Below are 825 nucleotides of genomic sequence, written 5' to 3' on the forward strand. Positions count from 1 at the left end.
TGACGCCGCGTCGGGCAATCACCCGGCTGGCGTTGTGGTCGGCATGATCGATCTGCCCGCAGCGTTGACAGACAAATCGGCTCTGACTGGGCCGATTGTCGGGATGAATGTGGCCGCAAACGGCACATTCCTGCGAGCTATGGTGCGGCGGCACCACGAGAAACAGCACGTTATTTCTCGGTGCCTTGTACTGGGCATAGGTTCTGATCCTGCCCCAGGCGCTATGGAGGATGCCCTTGTTGAGCCCCGCCTTGGCGCGGGCACCGTTGGGGGCGTGGCGCCCCCGTTCGTCGGTCTTTGCCTTCGGGCGACGACTCATGGAGGCCACCTTGAGGTCTTCCATGACCACGAGCCTCACCCCCGGCGCCGTCACCAATGCGTGACTGGCCTTATGGGCAAAGTCCTTGCGCACGTTGTTGGCGTAGGTGTGGGTGCGGGCCACGCGCTTTTTGGCCTTGTGCCAGCCGGATGAGCCCTTGGCACGTCGCGCCATCCGACGCTGCCAGCGAAGGCGCTGGCGTTCCTTGCGGGCCATTCGCTGCTTTTGCACCGGGTCGAAGGCATACACCGATCCCGTGCTGGCGTAGGCAGGCACCGCCACGCCGCGATCCACGCCGATGGTGGCCGCGTGCAATGAAGCCTCATCCCACTGCGATAACTCGGCCTGGATCTCTGCAGGGCGCGGATGGATCACGTCATCCTCGGTGGCAAATGACACATGCCACTGACCGGCGTTGATGCTGATGACGATGGATGCGGGCAATGCATGAGGCCGATCCGCGACGTAGCGCAACCGACCGAGCGGGTGCTTTTTCGTGCCGACCC

1 protein-coding gene is annotated in these 825 nt (G+C 63.8%); it reads right to left on the reverse strand.

From position 1 onward, the window contains the following. The coding region (locus ECTPHS_RS13690; RefSeq protein ID WP_008933362.1) for an RNA-guided endonuclease TnpB family protein at positions 1–763 on the reverse strand (763 nt) is incomplete at its 3' end. Positions 764–825: the final 62 nt, after the last annotated feature.

The organism is Ectothiorhodospira sp. PHS-1, assembly GCF_000225005.1.
GTDB lineage: Bacteria > Pseudomonadota > Gammaproteobacteria > Ectothiorhodospirales > Ectothiorhodospiraceae > Ectothiorhodospira.